12 protein-coding genes are annotated in these 14,718 nt (G+C 73.9%); 8 read left to right on the top strand and 4 right to left on the bottom strand.

The features are described from left to right. Positions 1 to 24 precede the first annotated feature (24 nt). The 3 genes from AB6L24_RS36005 (at position 25) to AB6L24_RS35995 (ending at position 5,319) form a co-directional block, all read left to right on the top strand. Positions 25 to 2,907 carry a glycoside hydrolase family 2 TIM barrel-domain containing protein gene (locus AB6L24_RS36005; protein ID WP_405662513.1) on the top strand — a complete coding sequence of 961 codons (2,883 nt, stop codon included), beginning with the start codon at positions 25 to 27 and terminating at the stop codon, positions 2,905 to 2,907. Between the two features lie 135 nt (positions 2,908 to 3,042). Further along, entirely contained in the window at positions 3,043 to 4,446 is a 1,404-nt protein-coding gene (locus AB6L24_RS36000) for a hypothetical protein (protein WP_405662511.1), read from the top strand. A 72-nt stretch (positions 4,447 to 4,518) separates the two neighbouring features. Next, positions 4,519 to 5,319 carry a hypothetical protein gene (locus tag AB6L24_RS35995; RefSeq protein WP_405662510.1) on the top strand — a complete coding sequence of 267 codons (801 nt, stop codon included), beginning with the start codon at positions 4,519 to 4,521 and terminating at the stop codon, positions 5,317 to 5,319. Between the two features lie 60 nt (positions 5,320 to 5,379). Here AB6L24_RS35995 and AB6L24_RS35990 read toward each other — a convergent pair whose 3' ends face one another. Beyond that, positions 5,380 to 5,805 carry an NUDIX hydrolase gene (locus AB6L24_RS35990; protein ID WP_405662508.1) on the bottom strand — a complete coding sequence of 142 codons (426 nt, stop codon included), beginning with the start codon at positions 5,803 to 5,805 and terminating at the stop codon, positions 5,380 to 5,382. 126 nt (positions 5,806 to 5,931) lie between these two features. On the opposite strand from AB6L24_RS35990, the gene AB6L24_RS35985 reads away from it, so the two are divergent. Next, entirely contained in the window at positions 5,932 to 6,381 is a 450-nt protein-coding gene (locus AB6L24_RS35985) for a VOC family protein (RefSeq protein WP_380856514.1), read from the top strand. 21 nt (positions 6,382 to 6,402) lie between these two features. Here the strand turns inward: AB6L24_RS35985 and AB6L24_RS35980 are convergent, their stop codons facing one another. Then, the gene (locus AB6L24_RS35980; RefSeq protein ID WP_405662505.1) at positions 6,403 to 7,152 is read right to left on the bottom strand and encodes a helix-turn-helix domain-containing protein; all 750 of its coding nucleotides are present in this window, start codon (positions 7,150 to 7,152) and stop codon (positions 6,403 to 6,405) included. A 9-nt stretch (positions 7,153 to 7,161) separates the two neighbouring features. Then, positions 7,162 to 8,118, bottom strand: coding sequence for an AraC family transcriptional regulator (locus AB6L24_RS35975; protein WP_405662503.1), 957 nt, complete (start codon positions 8,116 to 8,118; stop codon positions 7,162 to 7,164). A gap of 81 nt (positions 8,119 to 8,199) precedes the next feature. Here AB6L24_RS35975 and AB6L24_RS35970 point away from each other — a divergent pair, with 81 nt between their 5' ends. Then, positions 8,200 to 9,069 (top strand): NmrA family NAD(P)-binding protein, encoded by an 870-nt coding sequence (locus tag AB6L24_RS35970; protein ID WP_405662501.1) that lies wholly within the window; start codon positions 8,200 to 8,202, stop codon positions 9,067 to 9,069. 397 nt (positions 9,070 to 9,466) lie between these two features. Here AB6L24_RS35970 and AB6L24_RS35965 read toward each other — a convergent pair whose 3' ends face one another. Further along, complete coding sequence (locus AB6L24_RS35965; protein WP_380856526.1) at positions 9,467 to 10,603, bottom strand: YihY/virulence factor BrkB family protein; 1,137 nt, start codon at positions 10,601 to 10,603, stop codon at positions 9,467 to 9,469. Positions 10,604 to 10,620: 17 nt separating this feature from the next. Here AB6L24_RS35965 and AB6L24_RS35960 point away from each other — a divergent pair, with 17 nt between their 5' ends. The 3 genes from AB6L24_RS35960 to AB6L24_RS35950 all read left to right on the top strand — a co-directional run bounded on the left by AB6L24_RS35960 (position 10,621) and on the right by AB6L24_RS35950 (position 14,525). Further along, entirely contained in the window at positions 10,621 to 12,255 is a 1,635-nt protein-coding gene (locus AB6L24_RS35960; protein WP_405662498.1) for an acyl-CoA dehydrogenase family protein, read from the top strand. Positions 12,256 to 12,540: 285 nt separating this feature from the next. Continuing rightward, positions 12,541 to 13,842 (top strand): GAF domain-containing protein, encoded by a 1,302-nt coding sequence (locus AB6L24_RS35955; protein WP_405662495.1) that lies wholly within the window; start codon positions 12,541 to 12,543, stop codon positions 13,840 to 13,842. 116 nt (positions 13,843 to 13,958) lie between these two features. Further along, positions 13,959 to 14,525: a GNAT family N-acetyltransferase gene (locus AB6L24_RS35950; protein WP_405662493.1), complete on the top strand. Its 567-nt coding sequence runs from the start codon at positions 13,959 to 13,961 to the stop codon at positions 14,523 to 14,525. Positions 14,526 to 14,718 lie beyond the last annotated feature (193 nt).

Raw genomic sequence — 14,718 nt, 5'->3', positions numbered from 1 at the left:
CCTTCCGCGGGTTGTGATGGACCCATGGAACTTCCCCACCACGAGGACGTGTCCCCCGGCACCGGCGGTCTCGCACCCCGCGCGTGGTACGCGGGCTCGGACGCCGCCGTGCTCTCACTGAACGGGAGCTGGCGGTTCCGGCTCTCCCCCGGCGCCCACGGGCTCGACGAGTCGTTCGCCGCCGCCGGGTTCGACGCCGCGGCCTGGGACGAGGTCGTCGTGCCCGGGCACTGGGTCCTCCAGGGCCACGGCGCGCCCGTCTACACCAACCAGATGTATCCGTTCCCCGTCGACCCGCCGCGGGTGCCGACGGAGAACCCGACGGGCGACCATCTGCGCGGCTTCGACCTGCCCGGCGCCTGGCCCGCGGACGGGGACGCGGTGCTGCGGTTCGACGGGGTCGAGTCGTGTGCACGGGTGTGGCTGAACGGCACCCTGCTCGGGGACTTCAAGGGGTCGCGGCTCCCGCACGAGTTCGCGGTGGGGCACCTGCTGCGGCCGGAGGGCAACGTCCTCGCGGTGCGCGTGCACCAGTGGTCGTCGGGGTCGTACCTGGAGGACCAGGACCAGTGGTGGCTGCCCGGCGTCTTCCGGGACGTGACGCTCCTGCACCGGCCCGAGGGCGCGGCGCGGGACTTCTTCACGCACGCCTCGTACGACCACGAGGCGGGCACGGGCACGTTGCGCGTGGACTCCGACGTGCCGGGCCGCGTGACGGTGCCGGAGCTGGGCGTGGACGTCGCGACCGGGCAGAGCGTGACCGTGCCGGTCGAGCCGTGGTCGGCGGAGCGGCCCCGCCTGTACGACGCGGAGCTGGCCACGGCGGGCGAGCGGATTCCGCTGCGGGTGGGGTTCCGCACGGTCGCCCTCACCGACGGGCTGATCACCGTGAACGGGCGGCCGTTGCTGTTCCGGGGCGTCAACCGGCACGAGTTCCACCCGGAGAAGGGCCGCGCCCTCGACCTCGCCACGATGCGCGCCGACGTCCAGCTGATGAAGCAGCACAACATCAACGCCGTCCGCACCTCCCACTACCCGCCGCACCCCGCCTTCCTCGACCTCTGCGACGAGCTGGGCCTGTGGGTCATCGACGAGTGCGACCTGGAGACGCACGGCTTCACGATGCTGGGCTGGCGCGGCAACCCCGCCGACGACGACCGCTGGACCCCGGCCCTCCTCGACCGCGCCGCCCGCACCGTCGAGCGCGACAAGAACCATCCGTCGGTGATCATCTGGTCGCTCGGCAACGAGTGCGGCACGGGCAGGGGCCTGCGCGCCATGGCCGCCTGGATCCGCGACCGCGACCCGGACCGGCTCCTGCACTACGAGGGCGACCCGTCCTGCCAGGACACCGACATGTACGCGCGGATGTACGCCGACCACGCCGAGGTCGAACGCATCGGCCGGGGCGAGGACGAGGGACCCGAGGCGCGGCGCAGGCTGCCGTTCATCCTCTGCGAGTACGGGCACGCCATGGGCAACGGCCCCGGCGGCCTGCGCGAGTACCAGGACCTGTTCGAGCGGTACGAGCGGCTGCAGGGCGGCTTCGTCTGGGAGTGGATCGACCACGGCCTGAAGCACCCGGAGTTCGGGTACGCCTACGGCGGCGACTTCGGCGAGGAGCTGCACGACGGCAACTTCGTCTGCGACGGCCTGTGCTTCCCCGACCGGACGCCGTCCCCCGGGCTCCTCGACTACAAACAGGTGATCCAGCCGGTGCGGTTCACCTACGACCCGGTGTCCGGCACGGTGTCGGTGACCAACCTGTACGACTTCGCGGACCTGGCGGAGCTCGCGTTCGAGTGGACGTACCTCGCGGACGGCCCCGCGCACCCGGTGTCGGGCCCCCTCGACGTGCCGCCCGAGCTGGGCCCCGGCGAGAGCGTCGAGCTGAAGCTGCCCGACCCGCCGCAGGCCGCGAACGGCGCCGAGATCCGGCTGCACGTGTCGGCCATGGTGTGCGAGGAGACCAACTGGACCTCCCTCGACCACGTGGTGGCCCGCGCCGACTTCGCCGTCACGCCGCGCCCGCCCGTGCCCGTCGCCACCGGCGAACGCCCGCGCCGCAGCGGCTACGACGTGGCGCTCGGCCCCGGCCGCTTCGACGCCCGCACGGGCGACCTGCGCGCACTCGCCGACGTCACCCTGACCGCGGCCCCGCGCCTGGACGTGTGGCGGGTGCCCACCGACAACGACGACGGCGCGCCCTGGCAGCCCGACACGCGCTACGGCCCGCTCTGGCGCAAGCTGGGCCTCGACCGCATGCAACACCGCCTGGACGGCGTCGAGTCGGACGCCGACGGGCTCACCGTCCGCACCCGGGTCGCCCCGGCGGCGCGCGACCTGGCGCTGCGCACCGTCTACCGCTGGACGTCCGACGGCACGGCCCTGCGGCTCGCGGTGTCGGTGACGCCGGAGGGCGACTGGGAGGTGCCGCTGCCCCGGCTCGGGATCCGGCTCGGGCTTCCCGCCGTCCTGGGGTACGCGCACTGGTTCGGCGGCGGTCCCGGGGAGGCGTACCCGGACACGGGATCCGCCTCGTGCGTGAGCCGTTGGAACATGGACGTCGGCCGGATGCAGACGCCGTACGTCCGCCCGCAGGAGAACGGCGCCCGCGCCGACGTGCGCTGGGCCGAGCTGCGCGACGGCTTCGACGGCGCCGGGGTGCGGATCGTCGGCGAACCGGAGTTCTGGTTCTCGGCCCGGCGCTGGAGCGACGCGGAGCTCGACGCGGCGGCCCACCGCACGGACCTGAAGCCGGGTCCCACGGTGTGGGTGCACCTCGACCACGGGCAGCGCGGCATCGGCTCGCAGTCGTGCGGCCCCGGGGTCCTTCCGCAGCACGAACTCCGCGCGCAACCGGCGGAGTTCACCTTCACGTTCGCCATGACCGGACGGGGGCGTTGAGAGAACACTGAACGGGGCGGCGCGCCCCGCGGCCACGGGTTCCGGACCCTTCCTGACCCGGAGAAACCCGGTTACGGCCGCCTAGACTGGGAATGACGACGACCCACGCGCCGCCCTGGGGGGAGGGAACATCCCGTGTCACAGCAGCAGCTGGGCCGCAGCCCGGCCCGGCCGGATCCGGAGCCGCCGCCCCCGGGCGATTCGCGCCAGGGCCGGTTCGTGGGCTGGCTCGGCGGCTTCGGCTGCGTCGCCGCGGGGTACGCCGTGTTCCAGTCCCTGGTGGGCGTGTTGCCGCAGGAGCTGTCCACGGACGCCGCGCGGTACGGCATCGCGGGCGTCAGCGGCGTCGGCACGGCCCTCGCGGCCTGGCTCGCGGCGGCGCTGCTGCGCGCACGGGCGGGCACGGACGACGACGGCGCGCCGGCCGCGCCGCGCGCCCTCGGCACCGGCGCGGCCACGGGGTCCGCACACGCCCCCGGCCCCTTCCCGGCGCTCGCCGCCGCGACCCACCGCACCCTGCACGCCGAACTCGCCGTCCTCGACGACCCCGACCGCGGCCTGCTCAAGGGCTGGCCGCACGCCCTGGACGAGCAGACCCTGCCGGTGCGGCCCACGCCCACCGGCACCGCGTACGGACTGCACCTCGTCCTCGAACTCGGCGTGCAGGACGGCCGGTTGAACCCCTCGGAGCTGGTGGAGACGCTGTGGCGGCAGCGTCTTTCCGACGGCGGCTGGGCGGCCCGCTCCCAGGGGGCGGTGCCCAGGCCCGAGGTGACGGCGCTGGTCCTCGGCGCGCTCGCCCGCGCGGGCGCGGACCCGGCGCGGCTCGCGGACGAGGCGGCGCGCTGCGCGGCCCGCTTCACCGCGGACCTGGAACCGTCGGGACTCGCCCGCACGCACGTCGTGACGACGGTCCTGCGGGGCATGCTGCGCGCGGCGCCAGAATCCCCGGCCATCGCCCGGCTGCGGGACGAGCTGGTCGACCGGACCATCACCGACCCGGCCCGCGAGCACCGCCGCTGCTGGGGCCCGGCCCTGCGCGGGCCCGCCGCGCACACCACGCGGCCCTCGCCCGCGCACACCGCGCAGGCCGTCGTCGCCCTGGACCGCGCGGCCCGCGTGCTCGGCGAGGACGGCAACACCCGGGCCGCCCGCGAGGACGGCATCCGCTGGCTCCTGGCCTGCCCGATGCCGGGGCACGAGACGTGCGCGGACCTGCGCAACACGCAGGAGGAGGTGCGCCGCCCGCACCCGCAGGACTCCTGGCGCCAAGAGGTCCTGTTCGTACGGCACTTCACGGCCGCGTGGATGGTGCGGGCCCTGCTCACGCCCGGGGCCTGGGAGATCGCCGTGGCCGAGGACCGCGAGGAGGCGTGGCGGACGCTGCTCGCGGACGCGGTCGCCGGTGTGCTGCGCCAGCAGGACGAGGGCATCTGGAACTGGGACGGGCACGATCTCGGCCGTCCCCTGTGGATGACCTATCAGGGCCTTTCGGCGCTGCGGGCCCATGCCGTATGGATGTATCAGCCGGACCGCTGAGAGCCTGTCGTCGAACCGGCTCCGCGTCCCGGCGGGCGGGGTCGTGGAACGGACGGAAGGCGGAGTGACCGCATGGGTGGTCGGCACGTGCTGCGGGCCAGGCGGCTGATGGAGGGAGCCCTCGACGGGCTCGTCGGGCCCGTGGGCCTCGCCGGGCGGGACGGCCGCGACGGTCCCGACGGTCCGGACGAGGAGGAGCTGGTGCGGGCCGCGCGCGCGGTCGTCGCCGAACTGGGCTCCCCTGGGCGGCTCTCGGCGCTCGTGGCGGAGCTGGCGGCAGGCGTCGGCGACCCCTCGGGGTGCGCGCGGTTCTCGTACCGGCACGTCCTCGGCTTCGACAAGCTGCTGCTCGTCTCCGTCGGCACCCGGCACATGCTGCGCGCGCACGTCTGGCACCCCGGCTCGCACCGGGCGGGCCGTGAGGACATCCACAACCACCGTTCCGCGCTGGCCTCGTTCGTGGTGCGCGGCACCCTCGGCATGGAGCTGTACGAGACGGCGGGCGACGGCCCGCTGGCGGCGGCGCGCTACCGCGAGTCGCTGTCGGCGGAAGTCAGCGACTGGCTCCTGGAACCGGCAGGGCGGGCGAGGCTGCGCCTGACGCAGTCAGCCGAGTACGCGGCGGGCAGTGGCTACGCCCTTCCGTCGCACGCGCTGCACCGGGCGTGGTGCGCCTCGCCGGGTACGGCGGTGACGCTGTTCCTGGAGACGGGCTCGGACCGGCGGCGCCACACGGACGTGTTCACGGGCGACGTCCGGGACGGGCGGGCGCAGGCGTACGCGAAGGAGCCGCTGGAGGTGGCGGAGTATCTGGCGGAGCTGCGGGCGCTGGCCGAACTGATCGGCGGGAGCGAGGAGTTGGCGCGCTCGTAGGCGCCCGTCTGGCCTGGGATCGGTGGTGCTCGGGCCGACCGGGCCCGGGTGCCCGGGCTGTCAGCGGGTGCGCAGGCGGCTCAGCGCCTGGCCCACGATCTCGCGGTTGTAGTCGTCGATCTCGACCGTGTCCAGCTCGCCGGGAGCGAGCCAGCGATGGGCCTGGTCGGGGTGGGGCAGGGTCACGTCGAAGCTGAGCGGACGGACGAGGAAGTTGTCCTGCCAGTTCTTGACCTCGTGCCCTCGGTACTGGCTGACGAAGGAGGACTCGCCGACCTTGCGCACGACGTGGCCGAGCAGTCCGGTCTCCTCCTTCAGCTCGCGCAGCACGCCGTCGCGCGGGCTCTCGCCCGGCTCCAGCTTCCCGCAGGGCACCCCCCACACGCGTGGCAGGAACCGCTCCGTCTCACTGCGACGCACGAGCAGCACGCGGCCCCGGTGGGCCACGACGGCTGCCGCAAGATGGTTCTCGCCAGGGATAGCCATGACACCACCGTAGCGAGGAATCAGGGCCCGGGACAGCCATGGACGCCGTCCGCGCCCCGCCCGCGCGCCCCCGGCGTGTCCGATTCCTTCAAGACCCTCGCGGAGCGGCTGCCTACGCTTTCCGACATGAACAGCGACGACACCGCACAGAACACGAACACCCCGGACCCCGCGCCGCGTGTCACGCCCCGCCTCGACATGGTGGGGATCGTCACCTCCGACATGGCGGCGTCCCTCGCCTTCTACCGCAGGCTCGGCCTCGACTTCCCGCCCGGCGCCGAGGACCTGCCGCACGCCGAGGCCACCGTCCCCGGCGGCCCGCGCTTCGCCCTCGACAGCGAGGAGACGATCCGCTCCTTCTCCCCCGACTGGCAGCCGGCGGAAGGCGGCGGGCGCATCGGGCTCGCCTTCCACTGCGGTACGCCCGCGGGCGTGGACGCGGTGTACGAGGAGCTGACGGCCGCCGGGTACCGCTCGGAGCTGAAGCCGTTCGACGCCAAGTGGGGGCAGCGGTACGCGACGGTGCTCGACCCCGACGGCAACGGCGCCGACCTGTTCGCCCCGCTGCCGCGCTGACCGGCGGCCGCACGCTCCCCGTCAGCCGGAGCCGAGCAGCTCGGTCAGGCGCATGCCCGTCAACTCCTTGACGTCCCGGGCCAGATGGGCCTGGTCGGCGAAGCCCGCGGCGGCCGCCGTGTCCGCGTACGGCTGTCCGGCGCGGGCCAGGGCGAGCGCCCGCTGGAGCCGCAGGACGCGCGCGAGGGTCTTGGGGCCGTAGCCGAACGCGGGCAGGGAGCGGCGGTGCAGCTGCCGGGCGCCGAGGCCCGCGGCGTCGGCGGTCTCGGCGACGCCCCGGCCCGCGCTCAGCGAGCGGACGACCGCGATCAGGAGCGGGTCGGGTGGCGGCCGGTCGGCCGCCCGCTCCCCGGCTACGGCCTCGAGCGCGGCCACGGGGTCCTCGGCCCCGTCCACGCGCGCGGTGAGGCGGCGCACCTCGGCGGCGCCCCACAGGTCCGCCAACTCCACGCGCCGGTCGCGCAGTTCGTGGGCGGGGGCGCCGAGGATCGCGGGGGCCGTGCCGGGCGCGAAGCGGACGCCGACGTACCGGCCGGACTCCCGGACGCCGGGCAGATACGCGTGCGTGTCCGGCCCGGCGACGTAGAGCCTGCCCTCGGTCCACAGCAGGTCCATGCAGCCGTCGGGAAGGACCGGCGAGACGGCCGGGGCACCGGGGGCGGCGTCCGGTGCGGCCGTCTTGGTCCACACGACGGCGCCGGGCAGCACCAGGGAGGGCCGCTCGGCGTACGCGGGCACCACCGCCCCCTCGTGCCTGCCGCCGACCGCCATGACCCCAGGCTACGACGCGCCCGTGCGGTGTTCCTGGGGGCTGACGCCGTACTCCCGCTTGAAGGCGCTGGACAGGGCGAACGCGCTGCCGTAGCCGACCTTGCGCGCGATCGAGGCGATCGTCAGCTCGCTGTCGCGCAGCAGGTCGGCGGCGAGGGCGAGCCGCCAGCCGGTCAGATACGTCATCGGGGGCTCGCCGACGAGTTCGCTGAAGCGCCGGGCGAGCGCGGCCCGCGAGACGCCCGCCTTGGCGGCCAGCGAGGCGACTGTCCAGGGGTGCGCCGGGTCGTCCTGGAGGAGCCGCAGGACCGGGCCGACGACGGGGTCGCCCATGGCCACGTACCAGGCCGGGGCGGCCGCCTCCGGGCGTGAGAACCACGCCCGCAGGGCCGCGATGAGCAGCAGGTCGAGGAGGCGGTCGAGGACGACCTCCTGGCCGGGATCGTCCTTGTCGATCTCCTCCGCGAGGAACGGTGTGAGCGGGCAGTCCCACACGTCCGTCGGCAGGACGAGCAGCGGCGGCAGCGCGTCGAGGAGGCGTCCGGTGATCTCGCCGCGCATCTGGTACGTCCCGATCAGCATCTGGACGGGCCCGTCGGGCTGGCCCCAGCGGCGCAGGCCGAGGCGCGCGTAGTGGCCCTCCGGGGCGCCGTTCAGCGGGGCGCAGGACTGGCCGGGGCCGATCTCGCCGAAGGGCGGGGTGTCCTGGTCGCCCGCGACCAGGTAGGGGTCGGGGCCGCGGGCGATGGCCACGTCGCCGGGGCGGATCAGCCGGGGCGGCCGGTCGGGGTGCGGGGTGCCGTCCGCGTTCTCCGGGACGAGCCAGGCCTCACCGGCCACCATGATCATGACCGAGACGGGCGCCCCGTCGGCGATCCGGACCGACCAGGGCGGCTCGAAACACGCGCGCAGCATGAAGGCGCCGCGGGCGCGGGGGCCCTCAAGCAGACCTGCGAGTACGTCCATGGGGGCAGCGTAGACGCACGCGTATGCGCGTGAGCCCCTCACGGATGGCTCCCGTGCGGGCACCGGCGGTTGACTTCACCCATGACCACGAACGAGCAGAACACACAGCACACGCAGGGCACTCCGGCACCGCTGACGGTCCTCGTCACCGGGGCGACCGGGCGGGTCGGGAGCCGGGTCGCCGAGGCCGCGCGGGCCGCGGGGCACGAGGTGCGGTCCGCCTCGCGGTCCGGCGCGGTGCGGTTCGACTGGTACGACGCGTCGACGTGGGCGGACGCCCTGCGGGGCGCCGACGCCGCGTTCCTCGCGTACCAGCCCGACGTCGGCGCGCCCGGTGCCGCCGAGGCCGTCGGCGCGTTCGCCCGGCAGGCCGTCGAGTTGGGGGTGCGCCACCTCGTCCTCCTCTCGGCGCGCGGTGAGGACCAGGCGCACGCCACGGAGGACGCGCTCGCCGTGCCCGGGGCGCGGTGGACCGTCGTGCGGGCCAGCTGGTTCGCGCAGAACCTCAGCGAAGGGCCGCTGGCGGACGCCATGCGGGAGAGCGGGGAGCTGGCGTTCCCCGGGGGTGAGGTGCTCGAGCCCTTCATCGACGTGCGGGACATAGCGGACGTCGTCCTCGCCGTGCTCGGGGCGGGTGAGCGGTACGACGGGCGCGTCCTTGAGGTCAGTGGGGGGCGGCTGCTGTCCTTCCGGGACGCCGTCGCCGAGGTCTCTGCCGCCGTGGGGCGGGAATTCGGGTACGTGCCCGTGCCCGCCGCCGAATACGGTGCCGCTCTGCGTGAATTCGGCGTCCCCGACGCGGAGGTCGAATTCCTCATCGAGCTCTTCGAAACCAACCTCGACGGGCGCAATGCCCACATCTCCACCGGCGTCCAGGACATACTCGGCCGGGCCCCGAGGGAATTCTCGGCCTTCGTCCAGGAGGCCGCCACCGCGGCCACGTGGAAGTAGCGACGCCGACCACGGCCCGGGGCTGAGCCGGGGTCACCCCCGATGCGGCGCTCCGCGCCTCGTCCTCAAACGCCGGACGGGCTCTCTCCCACCCACCCGCCCCAGCCATTCACCGGCTCGGCAACGGCCCGGCACCCTCAGGCCCGCCCCAGGTGACCTTCCAAGCCCACATCGGCGACGCCTTCAGCCCGTCCGGCGCTTGAGGACGAGGCGCGGAGCGCCGATACGGGGGTGCCCCTTGCGGGCCTGAAGGTGCCGGGCCGTTGCTCAGCGGGATGCAGGTCTGGGCGGGTGGGCGGGAGAAAGCCCGTCCGGCGTTCGAGGACGAGGCGCGGAGCGCCGATCGGCGGAGGGATCGGCGCAGCTGAAGGTGGCGTCGGCCGGACGCCGGGAGGGGCTAGTCCGGGTCAGGGTGGTCCCCGTTGCGCTTCGAGTGGTGGGTGCGCAGGCGGGAGGAGACGTCGTCGGGGGGCAGGAAGCGGGACCAGCGCTCGGGGAACTCCGAGGGCATGTCGGGGTCGTCGGGATCCTCCGCGGCCCGCGCGGCGGCGGCCCGCGCGATCAGCTCCGCGGCCTTCGCCTCCCGCACCCGCTCATTGGCCTCACGGGCGGACGCGGTGGCGACGGACGGCCACACCCGGTCTATGGCGGCGTTGACGGCCGCCCCGACGAGCACGGCGAAGGCGGAGATCCCGATCCACAGGAGCACGGCGACGGGCGCGGCCAACGAGCCGTAGATCGTGGGCCCTTCCACGGTACTGGTGAGGTAGATGCGCAGCAGGAAGCTGCCGAGCACCCACATGCCGAGGGCGATGAGCGCCCCGGGCATGTCCTCCACCCAGGGCGACCGCACGGGCACGGACACGTGGTAGAGCGTGGTGAGGAAGATGATGGAGAGGAAGGTGACGACGGGCCAGTAGAGGATCTGGACGACCGTCGCCGAGCCGGGCACCAGCTTCACCACCGCGTCCGGCCCGGCCACCATCAGCGGCAGCGCGACGGACCCGATGACGAGGGCGACGAGGAAGAGCCCGAAGGCGAGGATCCGGGTCTTGACGATGCCCCGGGCGCCGTCGAGTCCGTACATGACGGTGATGGTGTCGATGAAGACGTTGACGGCGCGCGATCCCGACCAGAGGGCGAAGAGGAACCCTATGGAGATGACGTCGGGCCGCCCGACCTTCATCACGTCCTCGAGGATCGGCTGCGCGATCTCACGGACACCCTTGTCGGAGAGGATCGTCCGGGACGCTTCGAGGATGTTGTTCTCGACGCTGGTGATGGTGTCCGCGCCGGTCCACCGGTCGACGTACGCGAGCAGCCCGATGAGGCTGAGCAGCAGCGGCGGCACGGACAGCAGCGTGAAGAACGCCGCCTCCGCCGCGAGCCCGAGGACGCGGTACTCGATGCAGGAGTTGACGGTGTCCTTCAGCAGCAGCCAGGCGGTCCTGCGCTTGGAGACGTTGCGGTAGAGAGCGCGGGCCCGTTTCCAGCGACCGTGTGGCCGCCCGGGTGTTTCTTTTGCCTGGTGCACCTCCTTACCGTAGCGGCATGGCAGCCACCACCCACACAGTGACCAACCAGGCTCCGCCCCTGGTGGGATATGACGTCTTCACGTCCGACCGCGCTCTGGTGGAGGGGGTCGAACGGCATCTCGACCCGTCGCTCCTGGGGGCGAGTCGCGAGGAGCTCTCCGCCCTCGGCCGCACCGCGGGTTCCGTCCAGGCACAGGAGTGGGGGGTGCTCGCGAACGAGAATCCACCCGTTCTGCACACGCATGACCGGTATGGGAACCGGATCGACGAGGTCTCCTTCCATCCGTCCTGGCACCGGCTGCTCGGCAAGGCCGTCGGCGCGGGCCTGACGGCGGCGTGGAGCCGTCCCGGCGGGCATGTGCGGCGGGCGGCGGGTTTCCTGGTGTGGACGCAGACGGAGGGCGGGCACGGCTGCCCGGTGTCGATGACGCACGCGGCGGTGCCCGCGCTGCGCGCCGACCCCGCGCTCGCCGCCGAGTGGGAGCCGCGGCTGACCTCCACGGTGTACGACGAGGGGCTGCGGCCGGCCGCGCAGAAGGCGGGCGTGCTCTTCGGGATGGGCATGACGGAGAAGCAGGGCGGCAGCGACGTACGGGCCAATACGACGCGGGCGCGGGCGCTCGCCGAGGACGGGACGTACGAACTCGTCGGGCACAAGTGGTTCTGTTCCGCGCCGATGTCGGACGGCTTTCTCGTCCTCGCGCAGGCGGCGGAGGGACTCACTTGTTTTCTGGTGCCACGGATCCTCGACGACGGTGCGCGGAACGTATTCAACATTCAGCGTCTGAAGGACAAACTCGGGAACAAGTCGAACGCCTCCAGCGAGGTCGAATTCGACGGGACCTGGGCGCGCCGGGTCGGCGACGAGGGGCGCGGCGTCCGCACCATCATCGAGATGGTGGCGGCGACCCGGCTCGACTGCGTCATCGGCTCCGCGGCGCTGATGCGGCAGGCGGTGGCGCAGGCCGTGCACCACGCCACGTACCGGGAGGCGTTCGGCGGCAAGCTCGTCGACAAGCCGCTGATGCGCAACGTCCTCGCGGATCTGGCGGTGGAGTCGGAGGCGGCGACGACGCTCGCGCTGCGGCTCGCGGCCGCGTACGACGACGGGAGCGAGCGGGAGCGGGCGTTCCTGCGGCTCGCGGTGCCGGCCGCGAAGTACTGGGTGACGAAGCGGTGCACGCCGCTCGCGGGTGAGGCCCTGGAGTGCCTGGGCGGCAACGGGTACGTCGAGGAGTCGGGGATGCCGCGGCTCCTGCGCGAGGCGCCGCTGAACTCCATCTGGGAGGGCTCGGGCAACGTCCAGGCCCTCGACGTGCTGCGGGCGTTGCAGCGGGAGCCGCAGGCGCTCGCCGCGTTCCTGGAGGAGGTCGGCGCGGCGCGCGGGGCCGATCACCGCCTGGACGGCGCGATCAAGGACCTGCTCACGGAGCTGGCGGACCTGAGCGGCGTCGAGGCGCGGGCGCGGCGTCTGGTGGAGCGGATGGCCCTGGTGCTCCAGGGCTCGCTGCTGGTGCGGTACGCCCCGGCGGAGGTGGCCGACGTGTTCTGCGCGTCCCGGCTCGGCGGGGACTGGGGCGCGGCGTTCGGCACGCTGCCGCACAGCCTGAATCTGGGGGCGGTGGTGGAGCGGGCGGCCGTGGGGCTCTGAGTTTCACGCCCGACGGGCGCTGTCACGGGGGTGGTGCTGCGCCGACACGGCACCACCCCCGGTCTTCAGGCCCCGTCGGGACGGGCGCCGCACGGGGCGGCGCACGGCCAAGTTTCAAACACCGCACGACTGTTCGCCAGAGTTGCAGAGGGTTGCAACTCTGGACGGTGTGCGGGTCCGGGTTCGTACGACCTGGGTGAAGCATGTCCCTCGGCGCGCCAGGAAGGGCACGATGGATGGCGTGTCCCCCTCTGTCGGCGGGCTCGGGGAGCGGGAGGAACGGTGATGAACACGCACGCGAGTTTCGACCTCGAACGGCTGACGGCCGTGAAGACCGCGCAGGCCGCACGGCTCCTTCGGGAGGTGCGCGACGCCAGGATCGCCGGCGAGCAACCCCGGGTCGGGCCCCGGCCGGAGATAGGGGCGTCCTGGGACCGGATGCTGGCGAGCGGCGTCGACCCCGAACACGACTTCCGCTCGGGCGTGTTGAGCACGGACGAGGTGGAGCGGCGGCGGCAGGCGTCGCCGCTCAGAGATGTGCTTCCGGTGCTGCGCGAGGGGCTGCTGTCGGTCGCGGACGTCGCGCAGCACATCATGGTCGTCGCGGACGCCGAGGGGCGGCTGCTGTGGCGCGAGGGCAACAGGTCGGTGCTGCGGATGGCCGACGGGCACGGCTTCGAGATAGGCGCCGACTGGCGGGAGAGCATCGTCGGCACGAACGGCGTCGGCACCGCGCTGGTGGCCCGGCGCCCCGTGCAGGTCTTCTCCGCCGAGCACTTCGTCCGCACCCACCACCGCTGGACCTGCACGGGCGCGCCGATCAGCGACCCGAGGGACGGGCGGCTGCTCGGCGTGGTCGACATCAGCGGGCCGCTCGACACCATGCACCCGGCGACGCTCGCCCTGGTCTGCTCGGTCGCCAAGCTCGCCGAGGCGCGGCTGCGCGAGGCGCATCTGACGGCCCTGGACCGGCTGCGGTCGGTGGCCGCGCCGGTGCTCGCCCGGATGGACGGGCGGGCCGTCGCGGTGGACAGCCACGGCTGGACGGCGGCGGTCACGGGCATGCCGCCGGTGGACCGGCTCGCCCTGCCCAAGTCCCTCGCCGACGGCCGCTCCTGGCTGCCCGCGCTCGGCATGTGCACGGTGGCGCCGCTGCCCGGCGGCTGGCTGCTCCGGCTCGACGAGGAGGAGCGGGACGTGGCCGGGCCCGGGGCCGGGACGCGGGTGGTGGTGGACGTCGCGGGGCCGCACCGGTGGACGGTCGCCGTCACCGGCAGCGCGGACTGCTGGACCCATGAACTGTCGCCGCGGCACGCCGAGTTGCTGTACCTGCTCGCCGTGCACCGCTCGGGCCGCACCGCCGCGGGCCTCGCCGCTGACCTGTTCGGCGATCCGGCGCGCACGGTGACGGTCCGCGCGGAGCTGTCCCGCGTCCGGCGCTATCTGGGCGGCCTGCTCGCCCACCGCCCGTACCGCTTCCACGAGGACACGGACGTCCAGCTGCTGCTGCCCGAGGACCCCTCCCGGCTGCTCCCGCACTCCCTCGCCCCCGCGGTGCTGCGGGCGCGGGCGGCGGCCGAGCCTTGACGGGGGCGGGGCCCGCTGGGCCGACTTACACGAGTCATGCGGTCCGCGCGCGCCGCTCGGGCCCGCCGGTGGATCCGCCTTGGCCCCCCGGCGCCGCCCATGATTGCCTGACCGGCATGAACATCCCCGTCACCACCTGGTCCCTCGAACAGACCGCCCGCACCGATCTGCTCCCGGCCGCCGCCCCGGACGGCGACGTGCGCATCGTGCGGGCCGAGGTGCCCTCGCCCGAGTTCAGCCGCTTCCTGTACTCCGCCGTCGGCGGCGACATCACCTGGGTGGACCGGCTCTCCCTCAGTTACGCCCAGTGGCAGGAGCACCTGGCCCGTCCGGGCGTGGAGACGTGGGTGGCGTACGACAGGGGCACTCCCGCCGGGTACGTGGAGCTGGACCCGCAGGACGACGGCGTCGTCGAGATCCTCTACTTCGGCCTGATCCCGGCCTTCCGGGGGCGGCGGATCGGCGGGCACCTCCTCTCGTACGGGACGGCCCGCGCGTGGGACCTCGCGGAGCGGTGGCCCGAGCGGACGCCGACGAAGCGGGTGTGGGTCCATACGTGCAGCCTCGACGGGGACCATGCGATGGACAACTACCTGCGGCGGGGCTTCAAGCTCTTCCACACGGAGGTCTCGGAGCAGGCCGAGCAGGTCACCCCCGGCCCCTGGCCCGGATCGCACGCCTGACGCCCACCGTGTCACGGTGCCCCTCGGCCGACGGCACCCCCGGATCGGCGCTCCGCGCCTCGTCCTCAAACGCCGGACAGGCTGAGAATCCCTGGCTCACGCCGTCCGGCAGCCAAGAGCACACAGAGGGGGAATCAGCCCGTCCGGCGTGTGAGGACGAGGGGCGGAGCGCCGAAAAAGCGGGGGAGCGGGG

Source organism: Streptomyces sp. RK9 (assembly GCF_045070545.1).
Taxonomy (GTDB): domain Bacteria; phylum Actinomycetota; class Actinomycetes; order Streptomycetales; family Streptomycetaceae; genus Streptomyces; species Streptomyces alboflavus.
Note: the sequence above shows the minus strand (reverse complement) of the source record. Positions and strands in the feature narration are given on the sequence as shown.

What these genes read in the sequence shown, in the direction of transcription:
- AB6L24_RS35970 (WP_405662501.1), top strand. Translation starts at nt 8,200, where the DNA reads ATGACCACGAACGAGCAGAACACACAGCACACGCAGGGCACTCCGGCA.
- AB6L24_RS35990 (WP_405662508.1), bottom strand. Translation starts at nt 5,805, where the DNA reads ATGGCTATCCCTGGCGAGAACCATCTTGCGGCAGCCGTCGTGGCCCAC.
- AB6L24_RS35985 (WP_380856514.1), top strand. Translation starts at nt 5,932, where the DNA reads ATGAACAGCGACGACACCGCACAGAACACGAACACCCCGGACCCCGCG.
- AB6L24_RS36005 (WP_405662513.1), top strand. Translation starts at nt 25, where the DNA reads ATGGAACTTCCCCACCACGAGGACGTGTCCCCCGGCACCGGCGGTCTC.
- AB6L24_RS35950 (WP_405662493.1), top strand. Translation starts at nt 13,959, where the DNA reads ATGAACATCCCCGTCACCACCTGGTCCCTCGAACAGACCGCCCGCACC.
- AB6L24_RS35955 (WP_405662495.1), top strand. Translation starts at nt 12,541, where the DNA reads ATGAACACGCACGCGAGTTTCGACCTCGAACGGCTGACGGCCGTGAAG.
- AB6L24_RS35960 (WP_405662498.1), top strand. Translation starts at nt 10,621, where the DNA reads ATGGCAGCCACCACCCACACAGTGACCAACCAGGCTCCGCCCCTGGTG.
- AB6L24_RS35980 (WP_405662505.1), bottom strand. Translation starts at nt 7,152, where the DNA reads ATGGCGGTCGGCGGCAGGCACGAGGGGGCGGTGGTGCCCGCGTACGCC.
- AB6L24_RS35995 (WP_405662510.1), top strand. Translation starts at nt 4,519, where the DNA reads ATGGGTGGTCGGCACGTGCTGCGGGCCAGGCGGCTGATGGAGGGAGCC.
- AB6L24_RS35975 (WP_405662503.1), bottom strand. Translation starts at nt 8,118, where the DNA reads ATGGACGTACTCGCAGGTCTGCTTGAGGGCCCCCGCGCCCGCGGCGCC.